General features: G+C 71.6%; 18 protein-coding genes. 7 read left to right on the top strand and 11 right to left on the bottom strand.

The features are described 5' to 3' along the window. Nucleotides 1–4: 4 nt before the first annotated feature. The 4 genes from pyk to K8638_RS23605 form a co-directional block, all read right to left on the bottom strand. Entirely contained in the window at nt 5–1,432 is a 1,428-nt protein-coding gene (gene pyk / locus K8638_RS23620; RefSeq protein WP_223756858.1) for a pyruvate kinase, read from the bottom strand. A gap of 101 nt (nt 1,433–1,533) precedes the next feature. Then, nucleotides 1,534–2,382: a hypothetical protein gene (locus K8638_RS23615; RefSeq protein ID WP_223756868.1), complete on the bottom strand. Its 849-nt coding sequence runs from the start codon at nt 2,380–2,382 to the stop codon at nt 1,534–1,536. Nucleotides 2,383–2,615: 233 nt separating this feature from the next. Next, complete coding sequence (locus K8638_RS23610; RefSeq protein WP_223756857.1) at nt 2,616–4,073, bottom strand: NFACT RNA binding domain-containing protein; 1,458 nt, start codon at nt 4,071–4,073, stop codon at nt 2,616–2,618. Between the two features lie 95 nt (nt 4,074–4,168). Continuing rightward, nucleotides 4,169–4,357, bottom strand: coding sequence for a hypothetical protein (locus K8638_RS23605; protein WP_223756856.1), 189 nt, complete (start codon nt 4,355–4,357; stop codon nt 4,169–4,171). Between the two features lie 357 nt (nt 4,358–4,714). Between K8638_RS23605 and K8638_RS23600 the strand changes: the two genes are divergently transcribed. Both K8638_RS23600 and K8638_RS23595 read left to right on the top strand, forming a co-directional pair. After that, nucleotides 4,715–6,007 carry a glycoside hydrolase family 1 protein gene (locus tag K8638_RS23600; RefSeq protein WP_223756855.1) on the top strand — a complete coding sequence of 431 codons (1,293 nt, stop codon included), beginning with the start codon at nt 4,715–4,717 and terminating at the stop codon, nt 6,005–6,007. 249 nt (nt 6,008–6,256) lie between these two features. Beyond that, on the top strand, nt 6,257–7,162 hold the full coding sequence (locus K8638_RS23595) for a zinc metalloprotease (protein WP_223756854.1): 906 nt from the start codon (nt 6,257–6,259) through the stop codon (nt 7,160–7,162). Between the two features lie 80 nt (nt 7,163–7,242). Here K8638_RS23595 and dusB read toward each other — a convergent pair whose 3' ends face one another. Next, complete coding sequence (gene dusB / locus K8638_RS23590; protein ID WP_223756853.1) at nt 7,243–8,256, bottom strand: tRNA dihydrouridine synthase DusB; 1,014 nt, start codon at nt 8,254–8,256, stop codon at nt 7,243–7,245. Between the two features lie 93 nt (nt 8,257–8,349). Between dusB and K8638_RS23585 the strand changes: the two genes are divergently transcribed. The 4 genes from K8638_RS23585 to K8638_RS23570 all read left to right on the top strand — a co-directional run bounded on the left by K8638_RS23585 (nt 8,350) and on the right by K8638_RS23570 (nt 12,367). Next, complete coding sequence (locus K8638_RS23585) at nt 8,350–9,783, top strand: M50 family metallopeptidase (RefSeq protein WP_223756852.1); 1,434 nt, start codon at nt 8,350–8,352, stop codon at nt 9,781–9,783. A gap of 84 nt (nt 9,784–9,867) precedes the next feature. Next, nucleotides 9,868–10,914, top strand: a complete 1,047-nt coding sequence (locus K8638_RS23580) for an acyl-CoA desaturase (protein WP_223756851.1) — start codon at nt 9,868–9,870, stop codon at nt 10,912–10,914. A gap of 158 nt (nt 10,915–11,072) precedes the next feature. Further along, entirely contained in the window at nt 11,073–11,600 is a 528-nt protein-coding gene (locus K8638_RS23575) for an RNA polymerase sigma factor (RefSeq protein ID WP_223756850.1), read from the top strand. After that, the gene (locus tag K8638_RS23570) at nt 11,597–12,367 is read left to right on the top strand and encodes an NrsF family protein (protein WP_223756849.1); all 771 of its coding nucleotides are present in this window, start codon (nt 11,597–11,599) and stop codon (nt 12,365–12,367) included. The genes K8638_RS23575 and K8638_RS23570 overlap by 4 nt, the downstream gene beginning before the upstream one ends. 74 nt (nt 12,368–12,441) lie before the next feature. Here K8638_RS23570 and K8638_RS23565 read toward each other — a convergent pair whose 3' ends face one another. Further along, nucleotides 12,442–12,879: a peroxiredoxin gene (locus K8638_RS23565; RefSeq protein WP_223756848.1), complete on the bottom strand. Its 438-nt coding sequence runs from the start codon at nt 12,877–12,879 to the stop codon at nt 12,442–12,444. Between the two features lie 197 nt (nt 12,880–13,076). Between K8638_RS23565 and K8638_RS23560 the strand changes: the two genes are divergently transcribed. Next, on the top strand, nt 13,077–15,182 hold the full coding sequence (locus K8638_RS23560; RefSeq protein ID WP_223756847.1) for a chloride channel protein: 2,106 nt from the start codon (nt 13,077–13,079) through the stop codon (nt 15,180–15,182). A gap of 52 nt (nt 15,183–15,234) precedes the next feature. Here K8638_RS23560 and K8638_RS23555 read toward each other — a convergent pair whose 3' ends face one another. The 5 genes from K8638_RS23555 to K8638_RS23535 are packed head-to-tail and all read right to left on the bottom strand — an operon-like array spanning nt 15,235 to nt 21,054. Further along, nucleotides 15,235–16,533 (bottom strand): UDP-glucose/GDP-mannose dehydrogenase family protein, encoded by a 1,299-nt coding sequence (locus K8638_RS23555; protein ID WP_223756846.1) that lies wholly within the window; start codon nt 16,531–16,533, stop codon nt 15,235–15,237. 27 nt (nt 16,534–16,560) lie between these two features. Next, entirely contained in the window at nt 16,561–17,673 is a 1,113-nt protein-coding gene (locus K8638_RS23550; protein WP_223756867.1) for a glycosyltransferase, read from the bottom strand. Continuing rightward, nucleotides 17,673–18,791: a glycosyltransferase gene (locus K8638_RS23545; protein ID WP_223756845.1), complete on the bottom strand. Its 1,119-nt coding sequence runs from the start codon at nt 18,789–18,791 to the stop codon at nt 17,673–17,675. Before K8638_RS23545 ends, K8638_RS23550 begins: the two co-directional genes overlap by 1 nt. Further along, nucleotides 18,788–19,927, bottom strand: a complete 1,140-nt coding sequence (locus K8638_RS23540; protein ID WP_223756844.1) for a glycosyltransferase — start codon at nt 19,925–19,927, stop codon at nt 18,788–18,790. Before K8638_RS23540 ends, K8638_RS23545 begins: the two co-directional genes overlap by 4 nt. Then, nucleotides 19,924–21,054 (bottom strand): glycosyltransferase family 4 protein, encoded by a 1,131-nt coding sequence (locus tag K8638_RS23535; protein WP_223756843.1) that lies wholly within the window; start codon nt 21,052–21,054, stop codon nt 19,924–19,926. The genes K8638_RS23540 and K8638_RS23535 overlap by 4 nt, the downstream gene beginning before the upstream one ends. Nucleotides 21,055–21,074: the final 20 nt, after the last annotated feature.

The raw sequence follows: 21,074 nt of genomic DNA, 5'->3' as shown, positions 1-21,074 counted from the left end.
GCGCTCAGCCGATGGTGTGCAGGCGGAGGCTGTTGATCTTCCCCGGCTGCCCCACCGGCGCGCCGAAGACGATGACGATGCGGTCGCCCTTGCGGCCCAGCCCGCGCGCCAGCAGCTCCTCCTCCACGCGCTTCAGCATCTCCTCCGTGTCCTGGATGGGCTCGAGCACGCGCGGCACCACGCCCCACAGCAGCGCCAGCCGGCGCCGCACTTCCTGGTTCGGGCTGAAGGCGACAATGGGCACCGGCGGCCGGTAGTGCGCCAGCAGGCGCGCCGTCACGCCGGACAGGGTGAAGGCGGCAATCAGCGTGGCGCCACTCGCCTTGGCCGCCTCGCACGCCACCCGGGCAATCACGTCCGGGAAGTGCTGGGGCAGTCCCAGCGGCGCCTCGATGTAGTGCGGCTGGCTCCCCGTCCGCGCCGACGACTCGGCCGCGAGGATGATGCGCTCCATCATCTGCACGGACTCGATGGGGAACTTGCCGCTCGCCGTCTCGCCCGACAGCATCACCGCGTCCGCGCCGTCGAAGACGGCGTTGGCCACGTCGCTCGCCTCGGCGCGCGTGGGGCGCGGGTTGTCAATCATCGAGTTCAGCATCTGCGTGGCCACGATGACGGGCAGGCCGCGCAGGTTGGAGCGCCGGATGATGTCCTTCTGGACGGCCGGCACCTCCTCGGGGGGAATCTCCACGCCCAAGTCTCCGCGCGCCACCATGACGCCGTCCGTCTTGTCGAGGATGGCGTCCAGCCGGGCGATGGCCTCCGGCTTCTCCAGCTTGGAGATGATGGGCACCGTGCGGCCCACCTCGGCCATGGCCTGCCGCGCCGTGTCCAGGTCCGACGGCTGGCGCACGAAGGACAGCGCGATGTAGTCCACGCCGGCCTTGAGGCCGAAGACCAGGTCCTCGCGGTCCTTGGGCGTCAGCGCCTCCGCGCGCACCGCCACGCCGGGCAGGTTGATGCCCTTGTTGTTCTTCAGCGTGCCGCCGTGGATGACCTGCGTCTTGAGGAGCTTCTGCTTGTCCGTCTCCAGCACCTTCAGCTCCAGCAGGCCGTCATCCAGCAGGATGCGGTCTCCCGGATTCACGTCCGCCGCGAGGAAGGGGTACGTGGTGGACACGATGTCGTCCGTGCCCGGCACCGTCTCGTCGGTGGTGATGTGGAAGGTGCCGCCCTCCTTCAGCTCCGTGCTGCCCTTGACGAAGCGGCCGGTGCGAATCTTGGGTCCCTGGAGGTCCCCGAGGATGCCCACCGCCTTGCGCACCTTCAGCGACGCGGCGCGCAGCTTCGCGATGTTCTCCGCGTGCTGCTCGTGGCTGCCGTGGGAGAAGTTCAGGCGGGCGACGTCCATGCCGTTCTCCAGGAGCGCTTCGAGCATCTCCTGGCTCTGGCTGGCGGGACCGAGGGTGCAGACAATCTTCGCTCTTCGCATAGGGCTCGGGAGGATGGGTGCACCTCATGGACGCGTCAAGCACGGTCCACGGGTGGCATCGCTCGGTAAAACGGTAAATGAGCCAGCGAGCGAATGAGCCATCAACCGCGCAACAGCACGCCCAGGTTCTCGCGTTCCCAACGCAACGCGGCGGCGTAGTGCGGGTACGTCCGCTCGCGCTCGCGGAAGGCACGCGGGTGGTGGACGCGGCGCCCGCCGCGCGCGTTGCTCGGGAAGAGCTGGTGGAGCATCTCGTGGAAGACGATGAACTCCACGAAGAAGGCGGGCACCTCCGGCCTGTCCAGCGCGGGGTGGATGCGAATCTCCCGCGTCTGGTGGTCATAGACGCCCAGGCGGATGGACTTGCGGCGCCGGCGCGGCGGCATGCGGCCCCAGCCGATACGGGCCTGGATGAGGCCCTGAAAATGGGCGGCGTTGACGGCGTCGTAAAGCGCCTGCAGGTCGAAACAGCGGCCGCGGGGGTTGAGGTCCGCGTCCGTCTCGCGGCGCACCTGGCGGATGCGCGGCTGCTGGCCGCGGATGTACTCGTCCAGCACCCCGCCCGCGCCGCGGTGGCCACGGCCCGCGTAGTCCGCCACCGCGCGCACCACCGGCTCGGGCGCGTCCAGGAACATGTGGTGCAGCCGGAGCTGCAGCACGTTGGCGCCCCGGCGGAAGGACACCATGGTGGAGCGGTTGTCCGTCACCGACAGCCGCACGGGCATGCCCAGCTCGGCGCTCAGCCGCCAGGCCAGGGACTCGGCGCGCGTCCACATCTCCTCGCGCGTCGAGGTGACGGTGAGCATGCGCGGCGCCTCCTCGACAATGCGGTTGCGAGGAGGAGGGGGCCGCGGCGGCACGGGAGCGGGCATCACGTCCCGCGCCGGCTGTGGCTCGACGGCCTCCGGGGCCCGGTTGGCCGCGGACAGGCCGCGAGGGAAGAAGGACATCTGGCGGAGTTGCTCGGGACTCACTCGGCCGCCATCGTACCCGGCACCCCCTGGGACTCAAGGCCGGCGGCCCCTGCCTGCCCCCCCTTAAGTCAGCCCGTCAACCGCGCCCACCTCCCCGCCTCCATGAGGATTCCCGGGAGGCGGGCCTCCAGGCGGCTGTCCGCCAGGGGCAGCGGGCCCCGACTCCAGGGCAGGACGCCGGAGTCCCCTGCCCCACCTCCATGGCGGAGTCAGGACGCGGGCGCTTCCGCGTGGCGGGACTTGAGCAGCCGCTCCAGCCGCTCCGGCTCCATGCGCACGACGAAGGTCTTCTCTCGCGTGTACGTCACCTGCCCGTGCGCGCCGCCCTTCACCTTGCGCACGAACTTCACCGGCACGTAGCTCACCTCGCCGCGCGGCTCGCCCTTGGCGCCCGAGTGGTGCAGCGCCAGGTGCGCCGCGTCCAGCAGCACCTCCTGCGCCACCTCCTGGCCCTTCTCGAGCGGGAGCACCACGTGGCTGCCCGGCACGCCGCGCGCGTGCAGCCACAGGTGCCAGGGCCGCGCCACCTTGAAGGTGAGCGTGTCGTTGTCCTCCGAGCCCCGCCCCACCCAGATGCGCGCGCCGCCGTGGCCCACGTACTCCTTGAAGGGCCGCCCCTCCGGCGCCCCCTCTCCTCCCGAGGGAAGCTGGAGCACCTCGGCCTGCGCCAGAAGCAGGGCCTCGTCCATTGCCTCAATCTGGGTGAGCGCGGCCTGCGCCTGCGCCACCTCGCGCGCCAGCTCCGCCTCGCGGTGGCGCGCCTGCTCCACGCCGCGCAGGAGCCGCCGGTACTGGTGGAAGTGCCAGTCCGCTTCCTCCTTGGGCGTGCGCTTCGGGTCCAGCGCCACCCGCACCTCCTCGGCGCCGGCTTCGGTGTACTCGGTGAGCGTCACCTCGGTGGCGCCCCGCTTGAGGCGGAAGAGGTTCTGCGTGAGCAGCTCGCCCAGCCGCCGGTGCTTCTCCGCGTCCGGCCCTCGCGAGGCCTCCGCGCGCACCTTCTCCAGCGTGCGCGAGGAGCGCTTGAGGCGCGCCCGGTACGGCTGCGCCAGCCGGCGGCGGATGCTCTCGGCGCGGCTGGCCTTGTCGCGCGCCCCCAAGAGCCGCTCCGCGGCCCGGGCATACGGGAGGTCATCCCCCTCCGAGGGCACGAGGCGCGACGGCACGCCCCTCGCCTTGGCGAGCGCGTCCGGCGGCTGCGGCTCCGGGGGCGTCCACGCCATGCCCGGGTAGAGGTTGCGCCGCTGCGCGAAGCCCTCGCCGGAGTGCATCAGCACGCGGCCGTTGTCGCTCAAGAGGAAGAGGCCGCCCGGAGCGCCCAGCTCCAGCACCAGCCGGCGGCGCACGTCCTCGCGCTCGAAGTCCAGCTCCACCACCCGCTCCGCCTCGCGCCAGCGGGCGCCCTGGAGCTTGAAGCCGGTCAGCTCGTGCCGCAGCCACCGCTGGAAGGGGGCCGGCTCACCCGGCGTGGGGAAGCGCTCCTCCGCCACCGACATGCGCGCCAGGTCTCCCTCCGCGCACAGGCACAGCACCACCGAGCGGCCGGGCACGCGCAGCTCCAGGTAGGCCAGCCGGGGGAGTGGGCACCAGGCCTTCTGCGCCACCGCCCCCACGAGGCGTGTGCGCACCTCCTCCACCACCTGCTCCAGCTCCACGGGACGCAGCGACACGGGCCCCTCCAGCGCCAAAAATGAAAACGGCCCGGCGGGTTTCGCCGAGCCGTTCACCGGACGTCAACTCACGTCCGCTCATGACTTCTTGCTGCTCAGGACTCCGGGGTCGCCGGAGCGGACGCCGTCTTGCTGGCGCGCTTGCGGGCCGGGGCCTTCTTCGCGGCCTTGCGAGCGCCGCCCTTCTTGGCCGCCGCCTTCTTCGCGGTCTTGCCCGCGGTCTTGCGGGTGGTGGTCTTCTTCGCCTTCGCGGCCTTCGAGGCGGTCTTCTTCTTGGCAGCCATCAGAATCCTCCGGTTCAGTGATGTAGCCCCAGTCAAATGAGGCCCTGCACTCTTCTTGATGGGAGTGAGTGCTTGAAGTGAAGAGTACGGGTGACATGCGCGTGTGTCAACGCATGGTGATGTATTGCAACGCGCTTCAAGGCCGATTTTTCGGCATCGGGCGCTTCCGGAGGCCCGAAACGGTGCCTCGCGGACATTCGGAAGCGCGCGAAGGCATCGCGCGCGAGGCCGATTTTCCGGCTCCGGACGCGCTTCGGCCACTTTCGCGCCACCGCCGCTCGGGCCACCTCGGCGCGCGAGCGGCGGGCACGCGGCGCTTTCCGCGCTGGGAGGCGGGGTCTACGTTGCGCCACCACGATGAGCACCCACGAGCTGACCTTCCCCGAGGACTTCACCTTCGGCGTCGCCACCTCGGCGTACCAGGTGGAGGGCGGAATCGAGAACGACTGGGCCGAGTGGGAGCGCGCCGGCAGGCTGAAGGAGCCGGACGCCAGATGCGGCCGCGCGGTGGACCACTGGCACCGCTACGAGGAGGACTACGCCCTGGCGCGAGCGGTGGGCGCCACCGCCTTCCGCATCTCCCTCGAGTGGGCGCGAATCGAACCCGAGCGCGGCCGCTACGACGGCGCGGCGCTGGAGGCGTACCGGGAGCGGCTCCTCAAGATGAAGGCCCAGGGCCTGCGGCCCGTGGTGACGCTCCACCACTTCACCCACCCCACGTGGTTCCACCGCGAGACGCCCTGGCACCAGCCGGCCAGCGTGGACGCCTTCCGCCAGTACGCGCGCCGGTGCGCGGCGCTGCTGGAGGGGCTGGACGCGCTGGTCATCTCCTTCAATGAGCCCATGGTGCTGCTGCTGGGCGGCTATCTCCAGGGCGCCATTCCTCCGGGCATCATCGACGGCCCCACCACCATGAAGGCCCTGGAGAACCTGGTGCGCGCGCACGTGGCCGCGCGCGAGGAGCTGCTGTCGCGCCTGGGCCGTGTGGAGCTGGGCATCTCCCAGAACACGCTCGCCTTCGCGCCGGACCGGTGGTGGCACCCGCTGGACCGCGCGCTGGTGCGGCTGAGCGCCCAGGCCTACAACCACGCCTTCCACGAGGCGCTGGCCACCGGGAAGCTGCGCGTCACCATGCCGGGCGTGGCCTCCACCCGCGTGGACATCCCCGGGGCGCGGGACTCGGTGGAGTTCATCGGTGTGAACTACTACACCCGCGCGCACCTGCGCTTCGTGCCTCGCGCGCCCTTCATCGAGTTCAAGTACCGCGACACGCAGGGCCGCGGCCTCACCGACATCGGCTGGGAGGACTGGCCCGAGGGCTTCCTCCAGACGCTGCGCGAGGTGAAGCGCTACGGCCGGCCGGTGTGGATTACCGAGAACGGCATCGATGACCGCGGCGGCGCGCGCCGGCCCCACTACATCCATTCACACCTGTCCCAGGTGCTGGCCGCGCGCGGGCTCGGCGTGGACGTGCGCGGCTACCTCTATTGGAGCCTGCTCGACAACTTCGAGTGGCTGGAGGGCTGGGGCCCCCGCTTCGGCCTCTACCACGTGGACTTCAACACCCTGGAGCGCCGCCCCACCCCCGCTTGCGAGTACTTCCGGGCGGTTGCGAGCGGGCGCCGGCTCGTCTCCCCGGATTCCATGTAAAACATCGGGGTTGCTGTCCGGGAATGGGTCACCCCTCCGGGGTACTGGCTGAAACAAGGCCACTATGCGCCCGGAATCAGGGCGGAATTGGGCGCCTCTGGCACAAAAGAACAACATGGCTGTGAAAATTCCACTCTCATGGCCTTGACTTCACCAAGCGATTAGCTGCTTGATGCGGGACCAACCGAACGGGCCTTCCGTTTTCTCAGGAATCCCGGGGTCGGCCTCTCACATCCAGGAGCACCATCCATGAAGAAGATGTGGTCGAGTGTCGTTGCCGTCACCACCGCCCTGACGTTCACCGCCTGCCAGAGTGAGGAGCCGAAGCCCGCCGCGGAGGTCGCCGACTTCCAGGTCATCGGAGGCCAGGTCATCGACGAGGCGTTCTTCGCCGAGAACAAGACGGGCGCCTGCGGCACGGTCGACTTCGGCCCCAGCGAGGCCCGCCGCGAGCCGACCCCCGAGGAGGCCTCGAAGTTCCAGGTGCGCGCCGCCGCCGACAACATGGTGAATGTGGCCTGGCACGTCATCACCAGCGGCACGACCGGTAACGTGACGGACGCGCAGATCGCCGCGCAGCTCCAGGTCCTGAACGACGCCTACGCCGGCAAGGGCTTCCAGTTCCAGACGGTGTCCATCGACCGGACCAACAACTCCAAGTGGTTCGGCATGACGCCGGGCTCGCGCAACGAGACGCTGGCCAAGCAGACGCTGGCGAAGAGCCCGGCCACCACGCTGAACATCTACACCGCGGGCCCCGGGCAGGGCCTGCTGGGCTGGGCGGTGTTCCCGTGGTCCTACGCGGAGAGCCACTACCAGAACGGCGTGGTGCTGCTCCACAGCTCGCTGCCCGGCGGCAGCGCGGCCCCGTACAACCTGGGTGACACGGCGACCCACGAGGTCGGCCACTACCTGGGCCTGTACCACACGTTCCAGGGCGGCTGCACCGGCTCGGGCGACTCCGTGGATGACACGCCGGCCGAGGCCTCCGCCGCCTACGGCTGCCCGGCGGGCCGCGACACCTGCTCCGCCACGGGCCAGGACCCCATCTACAACTTCATGGACTACACCGACGACGCCTGCATGAACCACTTCACCGCGGGCCAGACGACGCGCATGGCGTGGGCCGTCTCCACGTACAAGCCGAGCCTGTAATCCCGGCATAGGCCTGGTGGTCTGAAGCACGAAGGCGCGGCGCCCTCTTCGAGAGGGGCCGCGCCTTCTCCTTTTGGGGCTCAGCCCAGCGCGGCGCGGTAGTCCACGTCCTGCTCCTCCGAGGGGCCGGCGCTGTCGGTGTCGGCGGCGGCGAAGAAGCGGCGCACGCAGGCCTCCACGGCCTCGGGCGCGTCGAGCGCATTGACCTCCGCCCTGAAGGCGGCGGCGCCGTACAGGCCGTGGGCGTACCACGCGAGCTGCTTGCGGAAGGAGCGCACGGCGCCCAGCGCGTCACCCACGAAGTCCAGGTGCGCGCGCAGGTGCTCCAGCACCAGGGCGCAACGCTCCTGCGGCGTGGCGGGAGGGCCGCCCAGCAGCTCGCGGAAAATCCACGGGTTGCCCAGCGCCGCGCGGCCAATCATCACGAAGTCACAGCCGGTGGACTCCAGCATGCGCCGCGCGTCCCCGGGCGTCCTCACGTCGCCGTTGCCGATGATGGGCATGTCCGGGAAGTGACGCTTGAGGTCGGCGATGACGCTCCAGTCCGCCTGGCCCGAGTAGCCCTGCTCGCGGGTGCGCGGGTGGATGGCCAGCGCCGCGCAGCCCGCCTCCTGGAGCGCGGCGGCCATCTGGAGGTAGTTGCGGCTCTTCGCGTCCCAGCCCGAGCGAATCTTGCAGGTGACGGGCAGCCCCGTGGCCTCGCGAATCTCGCGGACGATGCGGGCGGCGCGGGGCACGTCACACAGCAGGGCGCTGCCGGCGCCGTTCTTCGTCACCTTCTTCACCGGGCAGCCCATGTTGATGTCGATGATTCGCGCGCCGGCCTCCCTGCCCACCAGCGCGGCGCGGGCCATGGCCTCCGGCTCGCCGCCGTAGATTTGCAGCGAGTAGGGCCGCTCCACCTCGGCGTCGTAGCGCAGGTATTTCAGGGTGCGCTGGTTGGCCCGCATCAACCCCTGGGAGCTGACCAGCTCCGTGGGGCAGAGGGCGGCGCCCAGACGGAAGGCGATGACACGGAAGGGCATCTCGCTCACGCCCGCCATGGGAGCGAGGATGTAGGGGTTCGGCAGGGAATAGGGACCGAGCTGCGGCATGAAGGGCGGGGAACCTAGCGGATATGACGAGGAGGATGCAGGCCGTGTTCAACGGACTGCGCGGCAGGGGGCTAACGGTTAAGGTCCGTCCCCATGTTCCGCTTTCGCCTCGGGAGCATTCCCGTCGAAGTGCACCCCAGCCACCTGCTCGTGTCGGCCCTGATTGCATGGAGCTCCATTGGCGCTGCCCAGGACGGCTGGCCCTTCCGCCAGGTGGAGGGGGCGCCCGCGCTCGGCCACGCCAGCGCGATGGTGGTCTACATCCTGTCGTGGATGCTCATCGTCTTCGTCTCCGTGCTCATCCACGAGCTGGGCCATGCCCTGGCCAGCCGGCTGTTCGGCTACCGGCCGAGCATCGCGCTCGTCTGGATGGGGGGCCACACGCTGCCCAATGACCAGCCCGGCCCCCTGCCCTGGAAGCGCAACCTGCTCATCACCGCGGCCGGGCCCTTCTTCGGGCTGATGCTGGGGCTGGCGAGCGGGGTGGGCTTCGTCCTCTTCAAGGGCCGCGCGCCGGCGCTCGACTTCTTCCTGTTCACCTTCGCGGTCGCCAACCTCTTCTGGGCGGTGCTCAACATGCTGCCCGTGCTCCCGCTGGACGGGGGCCACATCACCGCCACCCTGGCGACGCGGATGTTCGGCCCGCGGCGCGGCTTCGTGCTGGCGCAGGGCCTGGCGCTGCTGGTGTGCGTGGCCGCCGTGGTGTACGGCCTGCGGTCCGGGTCGACGCTCTTCACCCTCATCTTCGCGATGTACGGCGTGCAGGCCTTCCGCGTGGTGGCGGAGGCGCTGCGCGGCGGAGGACCAGGCCAGGAGTCGCGCATGACGGGCCCGCTGGCGGAGAAGCTCCGCGAGGCGAAGGTGGCGCTCGACGCGGGCCGGCTGGACGACGCCCGGCGGCTGGGCACGTCGGTGCTGGAGGCCGAGGAGGGCCTCACGGTGCCGCTCGCCAGCCACGCGCACCACCTGCTGGGCTGGGTGGCGCTGAAGGAGAGCCAGGGCCGGGCCGCGCTGGACCACTTCTCCCAGGTGCAGGGCGTGCCGCCGGTGGAGCCCCACGCGGTGGCGGCGGCCTGTTCGCTGGTGGGCGACGACGCGCGCGCGGTGGGCTGGTGGGAGCAGGCCTGGAAGATGTCCGCGAACCGCACGGTGCTGCACGAGTACGCCGGCACCCTCATCCGCCTGAAGCGTGAGCAGGAGGCGCTCAGGCTTCCGGGCGTGGACCCGGCGGTGGCGTATGCCTGCGCGCAGTCGGTGCTGTTCAACCGCGGCGCCTATTCCGAGGCCGCCGCGGTGGGCGAGGCGGCGCTCCAGCGCGTCCCCAGCGCCTCCATCGCCTATGACGCCGCATGCGCCCACGCCCGCGCGCGCAACGCGCCGGACGCGGTACGGATGCTGCACCGTGCCACCGAGCTGGGCTTCCGCGACGGTGCGTATGCCGCCTCGGACGCGGACCTGGCCCCCCTGCACGGCCACCCGGCTTTCGAGTCCTGGCTGACGGAGCTGCGCCAATCCGCCGTCTCCTGACAGAGCCATGACACGAGGGGGTGTTGATGCGGGGTGGGACTGAGCAGGTTGCGGCTCGGTCCCGTTCAGCTCACGAGGCTTGCCTTGCAGACACCCTCCCCTGCCCTGCCCGCGGATAACGAGCGCATCAACTGGCTGTCGTCCATTCCGTTCATCGCCGTCCACCTGATGTGCCTCGCCGTCTTCTGGGTGGGCGCGAAACCGGTGGACGTAGCGGTGTGTGTGGGCCTGTACGTGGTGCGGATGTGGGGCATCACCGCGGGCTACCACCGGTACTTCTCGCACCGGGCCTTCAAGACGGGGCGCGTCTTCCAGTTCATCCTGGCCCTGGTGGGCACCCTGTCGACGCAGAAGGGCGTGTTGTGGTGGGCGGCGAACCACCGGCACCACCACCGGTACTCGGACCAGCCCGAGGACATCCACTCGCCCGTCCAGCGGGGCTTCTGGTGGAGCCACATGAACTGGATTCTCTGCGACAAGTACGGCGAGACGAAGATGGAGGCCATCAAGGACTTCGCGCGCTACCCGGAGCTGGTGTGGCTCAACCGCTTCCACCTGGTGCCGCCGGTGCTGCTGGCCGTGGCGCTCTACTTCATCGGCGGCTTCTCCATGCTGGTGTGGGGCTTCTTCGTCAGCACCACGGTGCTGTGGCACGGCACCTTCACCATCAACTCGCTCAGCCACGTCTTCGGCAAGCGCCGCTACAAGACGACGGACACCAGCCGCAACAACTGGCTGCTGGCCATCATCACCCTGGGCGAGGGGTGGCACAACAACCACCACTACCACCAGAACACGGCCAACCAGGGCTGGTTCTGGTGGGAGGTGGACATCAGCTACTACACGCTGAAGGCGCTCTCCTGGGTGGGCATCGTGGAGGGGCTGCGGCTGCCCTCCGAGTCCACGAAGTACGCCTACCTGAAGTACACGCCCGAGGAGCGCGCGGAGCTGGCGGCGCCCACGCCCTTCTGGGGCGCCCAGGGCGCGCGGGCCCAGATTCTGGCCGCCCGGGCGGCGGCGAGTGACGCGGCGAAGGCGGCGGGTGACAAGGTGCGAGAGGCGATTGCCAGCGCCGCGGACCACCTGCCCACCTCCGCGCCCGCGCCCCAGGCCCTGCTGAAGCGGCGGTAGCGGCGATGAGGCAGGACACCCCCCGGGACTCCTTCCCGGGGTAGAGTCCTCCGCGCGTGCCCACGCCGCCCCGCTCACTGAAACCCGAAGCCACGCCCGCGCGTACCGGACAGGAGCCGGCGCGCGCACCCGTCGCCGGAGCGTCCGACGAGGTGTTGATGGCGCGGTTCTGTCAGGGAGACTCCACGGCGTTCGACGCGCTCTTCCAGCGCTACGCCCGGCCCGTGCACGGCTACCTCAGCCGGCTGACGGGCAGCCCGTCGACAGCCGAGGACCTGGTGCAGCTCACCTTCCTCTCCCTGGTGCGCGCCCGGGGGCGCTTCCAGCCCGGCTCCCGCTTCAAGCCCTGGCTCTACGCCATCGCCACCAACGCGGCGCGTGACTCGCAGCGCCGGAGCCGGCGCCCGGAGGAGCTGACGCCCGAGGGCGAGCTTCCCGCGAGCGTCCCCGCCGACACCCCGGCCCCGCGCGACAGCGGGCTGGAGCAGGCCGTGCAGCGCGCCCTGGCGCAGCTTCCCGAGGGCCAGCGCATCCCCATCCTCCTGCACCGCTTCGAGGGGATGAGCTTCGCGGAAATCGCCGACGCCATGGGCCTCACCGAGAGCGCCGTGAAGGTCCGGGCCCACCGCGGCTACGAGCGCCTGCGCGAGCTGCTGGCCGCCCTGCATCAGGAGACCCAGGAATGAAGCCGGAGTGCTCGCGGGTGATGGACTCGCTGGGAGGACCGCTGCCCGCGGACCTGGCCTCGCACGTGGCCACGTGTGAGGACTGCCGGAGCCTCGTGGGGGGCTTCGACGCCCTGGGAGCGGGCCCCGCCCCGGTGACGCCGGCCCCGAGGCTGGACGCCGCGCGCCAGCGCGCCCTGGACGAGCTGTCCGCGCACCCGAAGCCCACCCCCTGGTGGCGCGAGCTGCTGGTGCTGCTGGCCGTCTACACGGCCGTGCTGGGCGGAGCGCTCCTCTTCATGGGCCGCAACGGACAGGTGGGCAACAGCGCCTCGCCCATGGTGGTGGCCGTCGTCGCGGTGCTCACGCTGGTGCTGGTGGGCGGTGGCGCCTTCGTGGCCCTGGCCCCCGCGCGCAGGCGGTTGTCCTGGGCGCTGGTCGCCATGGCGGCGGTGGCGGTGGCGGCGACGCAGGTGCTGGGCGGCTCCGGACAGCAGGTGAGGCCGCCCATGGAGGGCATGCTGCGGTGCATGGGGATGGAGATGATGTTGTCCGTGCTGCCGCTGGCCGCGGCGCTCGTGCTCCTGTGCCGCTCCGCATTCCAGCCCGTGCGCGCGCTCGCCGCGGGCCTGTCCGCGGCAGGGGTGGCCCTGCTGGTGCTTCACCTGCACTGCCCCGAGGGGACGGTGCGGCACCTGCTGACGGCCCACGTCCTGCCGTGGCTGCTGCTGGCGGGCGTGGCGGTGCTCGTGCGCTCCCGCCTGCCCTCGCGCAGCCATGCGCCCTGAGCGCCTGGAGCCGGGACGCGTCCGGGGTTCAAGGCCGGACGCGCCCCGCAATCACGGGTACGGCGTACACGGCCTCACAGCTGCTTCAGCGCCTCCTGCGGGAAGGCGCGCGCGTCCACCTTCGGGTACCACGCCTTCACCTTCCCGTCGGGGCCGATGATGACGCCCACCCGGCGCGCGTTCGGCGACTTCGCGTCGTCGCAGGCGCCATAGGCCAGCCCCATCTTCCGGTCCGTGTCACTCAGCAGCGGGAAGTTGAACCCGAACTTCTCGGCGAACGCCTTGTTCTCCTCCAACGTGTCGAAGCTGACTCCCAGAATCACCGCGTTCTTCTCGTCGTACTGCGTCTTCTGGTCGCGGAACCCGCAACCCTGGGCCGTTCAACCCGGGGTGTCCGCCTTCGGGTAGAACCACAGCACCACGTTCTTCCCGTGGTAGTCCGCCAGCCGGTGCACCCGGCCGGTGTGGTCCCGGACGGTGAAGTCCGGCGCCACGTCTCCTGGCTTGAGCATGCGCAGCCCTCTCGCGCGGCGGCGCCGGAGTCCCGCCGCGCCGGTTGTCCACTCCACCTCCGGCCCCTCCTTTCGTAGCACGCCCGCCCGCTCCCCTGACGGGCGCGCGCCCCACGCCAGGGACGGAGTGCCACCGGCCCGACAGCCCACTCACGGAGCTTGATGGCCCCACCCATCTCTGTTTAGTGGGGGCTCCAATGAAGGCCGAGACACGCACGGCAGACGCAGCCCTCCGGCAGGCCGTCCGGGTCCGCCTGCGCGAGGGGCTCAGCCGCTCCATCCACGCGCTCCTCCAGGCCTCCAACCGGCTGCGGCTGCCGGGCCCGTCGGTGCTGCCGGTGGCGGGGGCCGTGGTGGGGCTCTACAGCGGGCTGGCCGCCGGCATCTTCGCCAACCTCATCGGCCTGGTGAGCGGGCTCACCTTCGGCGCGGCCGAGCTGACGCACACCCTGCGCCGGGGCCAGCTCCGCTCGCTGATGGAGGCGTTCTCCACCGCGCGCTGGCACCCGGAGTACGCCTTCGTGGGGGTGCCGCTGGCGCTGGGCGCGCTGGTGCTGTCGCGGGTCATCGAGCCCGGCGGCCCGCGCGACGAGGTGAAGCGCCGGCTGCGGCTGCTGGCGCTGCTGGCGCTGGGCGCGCTGTCGCTCTACTACCCGCTGGTGGGCCTGGCCGCGCTCAACAGCGTGTTCGGCCACTCGCATGACCTTCCGGCGCTGCTGCCGCACCTGCCGTGGTGGCTGATGCTGCTGGCGCCCACGCTGGGCGGCGTGGCGGTGGGACGGCTGCTGCGCGACAGGCCGGAGACGCACGGCCACGGCGTGCCGGAGGTGGTGCGGGCGGTGAAGAGCGGCGCCAACGTGGTGCCGGCGGACCGCGGGCTGCTGAAGCTGGTGGCCTCCGCCATCACCATCGGCAGCGGCGGCTCGGCGGGACGCGAGGGGCCCATCGTCTACGGCGGCGCCGCGTTCGCCTCCAGCGTGGGCCGGGTGCTGGGCTTCAGCCGCAAGGAGCTGTCCATCCTCCTGGCCTGCGGCGCGGGCGCGGGCATCTCCGCGTCCTTCAACGCCCCCATCGCCGGCGCGGTGTTCGCGATGGAAATCATCCTCCGCGAGTTCGAGCTGCGCGTCTTCTCGCCCATCATCCTGGCCAGCGTGGCGGGCACCCTGGTGAGCCAGGGCGTATTGGGCGAGGCCCCCGTGCTCCGCAGCGCTCCCTACGAGCTGGTCAGCGGCTCGGAGGTGCTGGCGTACGCGGCGCTGGGCATCGCCTGCGGTCTGCTGGCCTTCACCTTCGTGCGGTTCCTGCACGGGGTGGAGCACTACTTCCATGGACGCGGGGGAGGCCGGCTGTCGCCCTGGCTCGCCCGCCAGCCGCTGCCGGTGCGCGCGGGCCTGGGCGGGCTGTGCGCGGGCCTGCTGGCCTTCCTCAGCCCCTCGGTGTGGGGCAGCGGGCACGACTACATCAACCTGGCCGCGCTGGGGCGGCTGCCCTTCCTCTTCCTCGTCACCGCATGCGTGCTGAAGCTGGTGGCCACGGCCATCACCATCGGCTCCGGCGGCTCGGGCGGCACCTTCTTCCCCGCAGCCGTCATCGGCGCCATGGCGGGCGGCGCCTTCGGCACGCTGGTGCACTCCTTCTTCCCCGCCAGCACCGGCCCCAGCGGCGCGTACGCCCTGGTGGGCATGGGCGGCGCCGTGGCGGCGCTCAACCGCGGCCCGCTCACCGGGATGATGATGCTCTACGAGATGAGCGGGAACCACGACATCATCCTGCCGCTGATGGTGACGTGCACCATCGCCTCCGCGCTCTGCCACTACCTCACCGAGCGCAAGGCGCCGAAGGTGCAGAGCGACACGGACCTGCTGGAGGCCACCCCCGTGCGAGAGGTGATGACGCACCTGACGCCGGTGCCGGCGGGCACGCCGCTGCGGCCGCTGACGGACCTGCTGCTCACCTCGGAGGCGGGCGCCCTGCCCGTGCTGGACACCGCCGGCCGCGTCTACGGCACCGTGCAGGTGGAGCAGCTCCGGGAAGTCTGGCGCGACGAGGCCGTGTACCCCCTGCTGGTGGCCAGCGACCTGGCCCGCAAGCTGCCCCTGCTGTCCCCCGACACGGACCTGGCCCACGCGCTGCGCGTCATGGACCAGGAGGACGTGGACGCCCTGCCCGTCAGCACGCCGCCGGACAGCCCCACCTGCGGGCTGCTCACCCGGAGCGCCGTGCGCCGGTTCCTCATCGCCCAGCATGCCCAGGCCCACGCGCGCGGCGACTACCCCGTCAGCCCCTCCGAGGCGGCGCACTGAGCCCCTGAGCGGGAGGGCGGCGGCCGCCCCACGGGGGCCCGGGCCGGCACCGCTACGAGCGGCCGATGCCGTAGTACGTGAAGCCCTCTTCCTTCACCCGCGCCGGGTCGAAGATGTTGCGTCCGTCGAAGATGACGTGCCCCTTCATCAGGCTCTTGAGCCGCTTCAGGTCCGGCCGGCGGAACTCGTTCCACTCCGTGACGAGGAAGAGGCCCTCCGCCCCTTCGGCCGCCGCGTAGCCCGATGGCGCGTACAACACGCGGTTGCCGAAGTAGCGCTCCGCCACCTTCGCGGCCACCGGGTCATGCACCTGCACCCGGGCGCCCTTGCCCAGAAGGCCCTCGATGAGCTCCACCGCGGGGGCCTCGCGCATGTCGTCCGTCTTCGGCTTGAAGGCCAGGCCCCACACCGCGAACGTGCGGTCCGCCACGTCGCCGTAGTGCTTCAGCGCCTTGGACAGCAGCGAGCGCTTCTGCCGCGCGTTGGTGCGCTCCACGGCGCGCAGCAAATCCAGCTCCAGGCCGAACTCGCGCGCGGTGGCCACCAGCGCCTTCACGTCCTTGGGGAAGCAGGAGCCGCCATACCCACAGCCGGGGTGGAGGAACGGGTAGCCGATGCGCTTGTCCGAGCCCAGCCCCTTGCGCACGAACTCCACGTCCGCGCCCACCTTCTCGCAGAGCGCGGCGATGTCGTTCATGAAGGAGATGCGCGTGGCCAGCATCGCGTTGGCGGCGTACTTCGTCAGCTCCGCCGAGCGCGTGTCCATGAAGTGGATGGGGTTCTCCGTGCGGACGAAGGGCGCGTACAGCTCGCCCATGAGCTTCCGGGCGCGCTCGGACGAGGTGCCGATGACGACGCGGTCCGGCTTGAGGAAGTCCTCCAGCGCCGCGCCCTCCTTGAGGAACTCCGGGTTGGAGACGACGTCGAACTCCACGTCCGTCACGCGGGAGATGACCTCGCGCACCTTGTCCGCGGTGCCCACCGGCACGGTGCTCTTGTCCACCACCACCGTGTACTGCCTCATGGCCCTGCCGATGCCCTCGGCGGCGGCCAGCACGTACTGGAGGTCGGCGTCGCCGCTCTCCCCCTCGGGTGTGCCCACGGCGATGAAGACCACCTGCGCGGAGGCCACGGCCTTGCCCAGGTCGGTGGTGAAGTGCAGCCGGCGCGCGGCGGAGTTGCGGTGCAGCAGCTCCTCCAGCCCCGGCTCATAGATGGGGACCTTCCCCTCCTGGAGGGCGTGGACCTTCCGCTCGTCCACGTCCACGCAGCTGACCTCATTCCCCGACTCGGCGAAGCAGGTCCCCGCCACGAGCCCCACGTACCCCGTTCCCACCACCGCGATTTTCATTGCCCACCCCCATACCTGCCCACTCACTCAACGCTGCACGATGACCCTGTCCCTGGAGGCCCCGCCGCGGCTGGCCTCCCTCGCGTACTCCTCCACCGCCAGGGCGCGGTGGGCCGCCGTGTGCTCGGCCAGCACCCGCGCCCGCGCCTTCGCGCCCAGGGCGCGCCGGTCCTCCTCCGTCAGCTCCCGGAGGTAGCCCAGCGTGTCCTTCGCCGTACGGGCCAGGAGGATTTCCTCGCCGGGCACGAAGACGCTCTCCAGCCCGTTCCACACGTCGCTGATGATGGGCACCCCGCACGCGGCGGCCTCGAAGAGCCGCACGCTGGGCGAGTACCCCGCGAGCACCATGTCCGCGCGCGTCACGTTCAGCGTGAAGCGCTGGGCGCAGTAGAAGTCCGCGTGCGCGGGCGGCGGCAGGTGCTCCACCCGCTCCACGTTGGAGGGCCAGCGGACCTCCTTCGGGTACTGAGGACCGGCGACGACGAAGCGCCCCCGCCCCCACTCCCGCGCCGCCTCCAGCATCAGCCGCTCCAGCGTGGGCTGCCGGTCCGCGCTGTAGGTGCCCAGGTAGCCCATATCCCAACCCGGCGCGCACTCCCGGGGCAGGTACAGCTCCGGGTCCACGCCGCAGTACAGCGGGCGGGCGGCGGGCGAGCCCAGCTCGCGCTCGATTCGCCGCAGCATGGGGCCGCCGGTGAAGGACAGGTACAGCCGGTAGCCGGGGACGAGGTCCGGCGAGAGGTACTCGAAGTCCCCCCGCGCCAGCTTCGCCAGCGTCACCGGCGTGTCGATGTCATAGAAGGCCGGGATGCCCCGGACGGTGGACTGCACCCAGCGGCCCACCTCCACGCCCTGCGGGACGTAGGAGCCCACCACCACGAGGTCCGCGTCGCGCACGTCCTCGGTGAAGCGGGCGCGCAGGTCGACGAGGTCGGCGTACAGCTCGGTGCGGCCCCAGGGCGGCCGGGGCATGTCGCGGTTGGCCGCGTACCAGGGCACGTCCCGCTCCAGGAAGAGCACGTCGTGCCCGCGGCGCACCAGCTCGCGCAGCAGGCCGCGGAAGGTGGTGGCGTGCCCATTGCCCCAGGACGAGGTGATGGACAGGCCGAGGATGACGATGCGCATGCGCTGGGGCTCCATCACGCCACTCCCTCCAGCGAGGCCCTGGCCCGCTTCGGCGCGCGGTGGCCCAGCACCTGCTCCACCTGCACCGCGCGGTGCGCGTAGGTGTGCTCGGCCAGCACGCGGCGCCGGGCCGCCTGGCCGATGTCGCGCGCGCGCTCCGCGTCCAGCGAGCGCACCAGGTCCGCCACGCCTGCGCCGTCCTTGGCCACCAGCACCTCGCGGCCGGGCTCCAGGAACAGCTCGAGGCCTTCCCACGCGTCGGTGATGAGGCAGGAGCCCGCGCCCGCCGCCTCGAAGACGCGGGTGGCCGGCGAGAAGCCGAAGCGCGCCATGCTCTCCCGGCTGAGGTTGAGCACCGCCCGGGGCGTGCAGTTCAGCGCGTTGTGGTCCGCCGTATAGACGTGCCCCAGGTACTTCACGTTGGAAGGCAGGCGCTTGTCGCCCCAGCCGCTGCCGCCCAGGAGGAAGCGGCCCTCCGGGTAGAGCCGCGCGGCCCGGAGGAAGAACTCCTCCACGCGCGCCTCGCGGTCCGGCAGGCGGTTGCCCAGGAAGGCCAGGTCGCACTCGAAGCGCGGCTCGCGCGGCACCGGGTGGTGGGTGCTGGAGTCCAACGCGTTGTAGATGGGCACGCACTCGCGGGCCCCCAGCGCCACGTAGGCGCGCACCACCGGGTCGCCACCGCCGTAGGTGAGCACGCGGTCATACCGGGGGATGAGCGGGCGGAAGGCGTCATCCGGGTTCTGCTGCACGCGCTCCAGCGTGGCCGGCGCGTCCACGTCCCAGAACACCACCTGGGTGCGCGGCCCCTGCAACTCCAGCACGCGGGACTCGAGCAGCGCGTCGAAGACACCCACGCCGCTGGCCTTCACCACCACGTCCGAGCCGCGGGCCTCCTCCAGGCAGCGCTCCAGGGCGCCGGTGCCCTCCGCGGAGTAGACGACGACGCGGGCCCAGTCCGGGTCGGGGATGTCGCGGTGCTGCTGGCGCTCGAAGGCGTCCGGCTCGTAGAAGGTGACGCGGTGGCCCCTCGCGTGGAGCGCGCGGATGACGCCCCGGTAGTAGGTGGCCGCCCCGTTCCAGTACGCGGAGACGAGACTGGAGCCGAAGAAGGCGATGCGGAGCCCCTGGTTCATGCGGTGACCCTCTCCTGTGCCCGCGGTTGCGCCGCCCGGGTGTCGACTCCCAGCTCGCGGCAGATGCCCAAAAGCTCGTCCACGCGGTGCGCGCAGGTGTGGCGCGCCAGCACGGTGCGCCGGCCATGCCCCGCCAGCTCGCGGCGCGCGTCCTCGTCCGACAGCAGCGTGCGCAGGTGGCGCTCCATCTCGTCCCCGTCTCGCGCGACGAGGAAGTCCCTGCCCGGGGTGAAGAGCCCCTCGGCGTCCTGCCACGGGGCGCTCACCAGGGGAATCCCGCACGCGAGCGCCTCGAAGACGCGGATGGTCGGGATGCCCGGCAGCGCGGAGGCATACGGCCGGCGCGGCACGTGCACCGTCAGGCGCGCACGGGCGAAGGCCTGTGGCGCCTCGGGGTTGGGCAGCCAGCCGCCGTACCGGATGCCCGCGTCGCCCAGGGCGCGCTTCGCCTCGCCGGGGTAGCGCACGCCGTGGACGCGGGCCTTCAGGCCGAGCCGCTTCACCGGGCCCAGGAGGAACTCATGCAGCTCCGCGGTGCGCTCGTCATCGCCCCAGTTGCCCACCCAGACCAGGTCCTCCTCCTGGGCCACCGTGGGCAGCGGACGGAAGACGCGCGTGTCGGCGGACTCGTGCCACGTCCAGGCGCGGCGCGTCCAGCCGCGGCCCAGGTACAGGCGGCGGATGACGTCGCCGAAGGCCAGTACCCCGTCGTAATGCGTCAGGTCGTACCGGGCCATCTCATGCGGCGCGGTGACGCTGCGGTGGTGCGTGTCGTGGAAGAGCAGCCGGAAGCGGCCGCCCCGGGCACGCCTCTCGCCCACGCGCCGCACCAGCTCCGGGGTGCTCCACTCGTGGACGATGACCACGTCCGCGCCGTCGAGCGCGCGGTCCAGGTCCAGCGAGTCCAGGTCATACCGGAGCGGGCGCACGCGCGGGTAGCTGGTGCGCACCGCGTCCAGCGCCTCCTGCCCGCGTGGCTCGGCCAGCAGGTTCTGGAGGCTCCACGCATCCCGCGGCTCCCACACGCGCACCTCGTGGCCGCGCTGGACCAGCTCGGTGACGATGCCGCGCAGGAAGTGCGCGTTGCCGTGGTTCCAGTCGGACAGCAGGGAGTGACAGAAGAGGACGGCTCTCATGGCGTTGTACTCTCTGAGCGAAGGTGCTGCTCCCTGCCGCCGGGCCGGAGGACGGGCGCCGCTCCTCGCCCCCCCATGAGCCCGGCGTAGACGGAGAGGTAGCCCGCGGCCATGCGCCGCGGGGTGTACGTCAGGGCCCGGGCCCGGGCACGCGACGCAAGCCCGGTGCGCAGCGGCTCGTCGCGCCGCAGCGACTCCAGGGCCTCCACCAGCGCGTCCAGGTCCCCCGGCGGCACGAAGAGGGCGGCGCCGTCTCCCCACACCTCGCGCAGGGAGGGGATGTCGCCCAGCACCAGCGCGCAGCCGGACAGGGCCGCCTCCAGCGCGGACAGGCCGAAGGGCTCGTAGCGGGCGGGCAGCGCGTACACCGCCGCGCGCGCCATCCATCGCGCCAGCGCGGAGGGCGGCAGGAGCCCCAGCATCTCCACGTCGGGCGACTCCACCTTCCACCCGGCGGGATGCCGCGCGTCACCCGCCACCTTCACCGGCCAGCCCAGGCGCGGTGCGGCGGCCGCCAGCGCGGCCACGTTCTTCGCCTCGTCCCACAACCGGCCCGCGCTGAGGATGAAGGGCTCTCGCGCCTCGCCCGGAGGGAACTCCTCGGGGTTCCGGGCGTTGGAGATGACCTCGGAGGCGGGCAGCGGCCCGTAGTGGAGGCGCAGAGACTCCAGCATGGCCGCGCTCGGGGCCACCACCCGGCCCGCGGCGCGCAGTCCGGCGGCGACGGCGTCGTGATAGCGCGAGTAGCGCTCGGGGGCGTCCTCGCCCTTCACCGCGCGCCACCAGGACAGGACACACGAGTGGCCCACCACCAGCGGCTCGCGCGCCCAGGGCAGCGCGCCGTGCGCATAACCGTTGAGGTGCACCACGTCCGGGCACAGCCGTGCTTCCAGCGAGAGGAGCCAGTCCCCCGCGGCCCGCACGTCGTCCCACGGGTCATCCATCCACTCGAGCGCGAAGCGGGACTCCTCCACCGCGAGGTTCGGCAGGGCCCGCGCCTGGGCCCACTGCGCCTCGGAGAGCGGCGCGCCCATGGTGGCCAGCGTCACCTCCACGCCATGCGGCGCGAGCGCGCGGGCCAGTTCCAGCGCGTACGTCCAGACACCTCCGACGGTGTCGGCGGTCATCAGCACCCGTCGCGGCGCGA

It is taken from the genome of Myxococcus sp. RHSTA-1-4, assembly GCF_020037125.1.
GTDB lineage: Bacteria > Myxococcota > Myxococcia > Myxococcales > Myxococcaceae > Myxococcus.
Note: the sequence above shows the minus strand (reverse complement) of the source record. Positions and strands in the feature narration are given on the sequence as shown.

Bases quoted from the DNA above. Each gene is read 5' to 3' on its own strand.
- dusB (WP_223756853.1), bottom strand. From the start codon at position 8,256: ATGCCGCAGCTCGGTCCCTATTCCCTGCCGAACCCCTACATCCTCGCT.
- K8638_RS23605 (WP_223756856.1), bottom strand. From the start codon at position 4,357: ATGGCTGCCAAGAAGAAGACCGCCTCGAAGGCCGCGAAGGCGAAGAAG.
- K8638_RS23535 (WP_223756843.1), bottom strand. From the start codon at position 21,054: ATGACCGCCGACACCGTCGGAGGTGTCTGGACGTACGCGCTGGAACTG.
- K8638_RS23615 (WP_223756868.1), bottom strand. From the start codon at position 2,382: ATGTCCTTCTTCCCTCGCGGCCTGTCCGCGGCCAACCGGGCCCCGGAG.
- K8638_RS23555 (WP_223756846.1), bottom strand. From the start codon at position 16,533: ATGAAAATCGCGGTGGTGGGAACGGGGTACGTGGGGCTCGTGGCGGGG.
- K8638_RS23575 (WP_223756850.1), top strand. From the start codon at position 11,073: ATGGCGCGGTTCTGTCAGGGAGACTCCACGGCGTTCGACGCGCTCTTC.
- K8638_RS23595 (WP_223756854.1), top strand. From the start codon at position 6,257: ATGAAGAAGATGTGGTCGAGTGTCGTTGCCGTCACCACCGCCCTGACG.
- K8638_RS23540 (WP_223756844.1), bottom strand. From the start codon at position 19,927: ATGAGAGCCGTCCTCTTCTGTCACTCCCTGCTGTCCGACTGGAACCAC.
- K8638_RS23550 (WP_223756867.1), bottom strand. From the start codon at position 17,673: ATGGAGCCCCAGCGCATGCGCATCGTCATCCTCGGCCTGTCCATCACC.
- K8638_RS23560 (WP_223756847.1), top strand. From the start codon at position 13,077: ATGAAGGCCGAGACACGCACGGCAGACGCAGCCCTCCGGCAGGCCGTC.
- K8638_RS23545 (WP_223756845.1), bottom strand. From the start codon at position 18,791: ATGAACCAGGGGCTCCGCATCGCCTTCTTCGGCTCCAGTCTCGTCTCC.
- K8638_RS23570 (WP_223756849.1), top strand. From the start codon at position 11,597: ATGAAGCCGGAGTGCTCGCGGGTGATGGACTCGCTGGGAGGACCGCTG.
- pyk (WP_223756858.1), bottom strand. From the start codon at position 1,432: ATGCGAAGAGCGAAGATTGTCTGCACCCTCGGTCCCGCCAGCCAGAGC.
- K8638_RS23600 (WP_223756855.1), top strand. From the start codon at position 4,715: ATGAGCACCCACGAGCTGACCTTCCCCGAGGACTTCACCTTCGGCGTC.
- K8638_RS23585 (WP_223756852.1), top strand. From the start codon at position 8,350: ATGTTCCGCTTTCGCCTCGGGAGCATTCCCGTCGAAGTGCACCCCAGC.